This window comes from Phenylobacterium sp. (genome assembly GCF_037968635.1).
Lineage (GTDB): Bacteria > Pseudomonadota > Alphaproteobacteria > Caulobacterales > Caulobacteraceae > Phenylobacterium.
Genome location: NZ_JBBKVV010000027.1, coordinates 1 through 3,036, shown reverse-complemented (window position 1 = coordinate 3,036; position 3,036 = coordinate 1). Strand labels below are relative to the sequence as shown.

At 70.7% G+C, this 3,036-nt stretch carries 4 protein-coding genes; 2 read left to right on the top strand and 2 right to left on the bottom strand.

The features are described 5' to 3' along the window. Positions 1-323: MAPEG family protein (locus AAC997_RS02890; protein ID WP_340644199.1), on the bottom strand; the 323-nt coding region annotated here is incomplete at its 3' end. An 81-nt stretch (positions 324-404) separates the two neighbouring features. Here AAC997_RS02890 and AAC997_RS02885 point away from each other — a divergent pair. Both AAC997_RS02885 and AAC997_RS02880 read left to right on the top strand, forming a co-directional pair. Then, positions 405-791 carry a helix-turn-helix domain-containing protein gene (locus tag AAC997_RS02885; RefSeq protein ID WP_340644198.1) on the top strand — a complete coding sequence of 129 codons (387 nt, stop codon included), beginning with the start codon at positions 405-407 and terminating at the stop codon, positions 789-791. Positions 792-931: 140 nt separating this feature from the next. Then, positions 932-2,182: an MFS transporter gene (locus AAC997_RS02880; RefSeq protein WP_340644197.1), complete on the top strand. Its 1,251-nt coding sequence runs from the start codon at positions 932-934 to the stop codon at positions 2,180-2,182. A 178-nt stretch (positions 2,183-2,360) separates the two neighbouring features. Here the strand turns inward: AAC997_RS02880 and AAC997_RS02875 are convergent, their stop codons facing one another. Further along, positions 2,361-2,894, bottom strand: a complete 534-nt coding sequence (locus AAC997_RS02875; protein WP_340644196.1) for an SRPBCC family protein — start codon at positions 2,892-2,894, stop codon at positions 2,361-2,363. Positions 2,895-3,036 lie beyond the last annotated feature (142 nt).

Sequence of the window (3,036 nt, the reverse complement as noted above, 5' to 3'; positions counted from 1 at the left end):
CCCACCGCCCGTGGCTTGGTCGCAGCCCCCGTCAGCATCCCGAACGCATGCGCCGCCCGCCCCAGGACCAAGCTCATGGCGCAGGTCCAGACCAGCCAGGCCGACGCCCCATTGACCTCCGCCAGTCCGAGGACGATCAGGGCTGCCGGGACATATTCCACGAAATTCGCCTGGGCCCGGATGCGGGCCAGCAGCACCTTGTCGCGGCCATCCCCCAGCAGCACGCGGGCCTTGAACCGCCGCACCGAGACCGGCACGCTGAGGCCCACCAGGGCGAGCGCGCTCGCCGCGGCGAGCGCAGATGTCACAGGCGCCAGAACCATTCCTACTTCCCCGAATGACCACTTGATGCCCGTCACCCTGTCGGTCTAACTTGCATTTTGCAAGTTCAATTTGAGATCCCGATGCCCGCCGCCTTCCGTTCCGACTGCCCTATCGCCTCGGCCCTGGATATCCTCGGCGACAAGTGGTCTCTGGTGATCATCCGCTCGATGATGCTGGGCGCCCACAGCTTCCAGGACTTCCACCGTGCGCCGGAAAAGATCGCCACCAACATCCTGGCCGACCGGCTGCAGCGCCTGCAGGCCTGGGGCCTGATCGAGACGACGCCAGCCCGCCCCGGCGCACGCGGCGGCTATCGCCTCACCGCCTCCGGCGCCGACATCCTGCCCCTGCTCCAAACCCTCGCCCGCTGGGGCGAGGCCCACCTTGAGAACCGGAGCTCCCCCCCGGACTGGTTCCTGAAAGCCACGCCCGCCGACGTCTTGGCCAGGGCCTCGCGCCAAGCTTGACCTTACCCCTCTTCCGGGGCCACAAACCCCGCTAGGCGAGCGTCCGAGGCGGCTTACAAATATCGCGCTCGCCCCAGCGCCCGCACCAAGACGCGGGATCGCGGCCCGACGTGGCCGAGCCTCCTCGACGGACGACCCCGATGACCACCCCACCTGTCGCCCTCACGCGCGACCGCGATTTCATGAAGCTGTGGGCGGCCCAGGCGGTCTCCACCTTCGGCGCCCGCATCACCCGCGAGGGCCTGCCGATGACGGCGGTCCTCACCCTTGGGGCCAGCCCGGCGACGCTGGGGGTGCTGGCCGCTCTCTCCTATGGCCCGGCCTTCTTCGTGGGCCTGTTCGGCGGCGGTTTCGTCGACCGCCGCCATCGACGCCCGATCCTGATCGCCACCGACCTGATCCGGGCCGGCGTCCTGATCACCGTGCCGATCGCCGCCTGGCTGGGCTGGCTCAGCCTGTGGCAGGTGTTCGCCGCCGCCGTGCTGGTGGGCGGGGCCAGCGTGCTGTTCGACATGGCCGACCACGCCTATCTCCCGGCCCTGATCGGGACCGAACGGCTGGTGGACGGAAATTCCAAGCTCTCGGCCACGGAGTCGGTGGCCGAGCTGGGCGGACCGGCCGTGGCCGGCCTGCTGTTCCAGTGGCTCACCGCCCCCTTCGCCATCGCCGTCAATGCGGTGACCTATCTGGTCTCGGCCCTGTTCCTGGCGCGCATCGAGCAGGTGGAGCCCGACCCCGAACCTGTCCCGCCCCAGCATTGGGTGGCCGACCTGACCCAGGGCTTCCGCGTCGCCTGGGCCGAGCCGCGCGTGCGGCCCCTGCTGGTGCTGACCGCCGCCGAACAGGCCGTTGGCGGCGGCTTCGCGGCCCTCTACCTGCTGTTCGCCTTGCGGACCCTGAACCTCAGCCCCGCCATGCTGGGGATCACCGTGGCCTTCGGCGGCCTGGGCGCCCTGATCGGCGCAGCTCTCGCCGCCCCGACCGCCCGGCGCCTGGGCGCCGGCCCCGCCATCCTGGTCATGGCCCTGGCCTCGGCGGCCAGCGCCATGCTGATCCCGCTCTCGCCGGCCGCCCCGGTCGCCGGCATGGCGATGCTGATCGTCTCCCAGCTCCTGGGGGACTCCACAGCCGTGATCTACAACGTCCTGGCCGCCTCTCTGCGCCAGACCGTCCTGCCCCAGGAGACGCTGGGCAGAGCGGCCGGCGCCTTCAAGGCCGCCGGCGGCGGAGCCATGCTCATCGGCGCCCTGGCCCTCGGCGCGCTCGGCAACTTGATCGGCGTCCGCGAAACCCTGTTCATCGCCGCCGCCGGCCTGGCGGTGGGGCCACTCATCGCCCTCACCTCCCCCGCCCTGCGCCGCGTGAAGGTGATCGAACTGGATGCAGGGTAAGCAGCTTCCTTCTCCCCTTGCGGGAGAAGGTGGCCCTGCGGAGCAGGGTCGGATGAGGGGTCGATAGACCTCTCGGGTGAGGGCGGTTCACGATGCGCGGAGAGGGGAGCGCGACCCCTCATCCGTCGCGCCCTCGCGCGACACCTTCTCCCGCAAGGGGAGAAGGATCCGGGTCACATCACCCCGCCACCACCCGCCCCTCATAAGCCCCGTCCAGCGACGCCCAGATCTTCCAGAACGGCTGCGGAACCCGTCCGTTCGCGCGATCCTCCAGGATCGCCAGGTGGGTGTGCCACCCCCCCGCGACCTCCGTCATGTGCCCGGCCGACAACCCGCTCTGGGTGATCACCAGGGCGACCTCGTCCCCCACCGGCGTCAGCTCGACCACCACCACCGAGGTGTCCTCGCCCCAGCGGAACGACAGCCGGCGCGGCGGATCGATCTCCAGCACCTCGCACCTCAGGATGTGGCGCGCCTCGCCGGAGCCCCGGCCGCCCGGCGGATCATAGGGCTCCGGTGAAAGCTCACTGTGCTTGAAGCCCAGCTCCAGGGTCCCGCCGACCCGCCCCTCCAGCGGCCCCGGCGCCAGCCACTGGCCGCGCAGGTCGCTGTCGGCGAAATAGCTCCAGACCCGCTCGATGGGTCCCGGCAGGCGGCGCTCGAACCGCACGGTTCCGGGCGCGGGGAACTGGCCCCAGGGTTCACTGGTCATGGGTCTCGTCCTTGTTCTGAGGATGGCGCAGCAGCCCCTCCAGCACGTCGAGGCGGCTGGTCCAGAAGCGCTGATAGAAAGCTAGCCAGTCATGGGCGCCGGCCATTGGCGCGGGCTCCAGGCGGCAGAGATGGGTGCGGCC

Coding starts and splice junctions, on each gene's coding strand:
- AAC997_RS02875 (WP_340644196.1), bottom strand. CDS start 2,894: ATGACCAGTGAACCCTGGGGCCAGTTCCCCGCGCCCGGAACCGTGCGG.
- AAC997_RS02885 (WP_340644198.1), top strand. CDS start 405: ATGCCCGCCGCCTTCCGTTCCGACTGCCCTATCGCCTCGGCCCTGGAT.
- AAC997_RS02880 (WP_340644197.1), top strand. CDS start 932: ATGACCACCCCACCTGTCGCCCTCACGCGCGACCGCGATTTCATGAAG.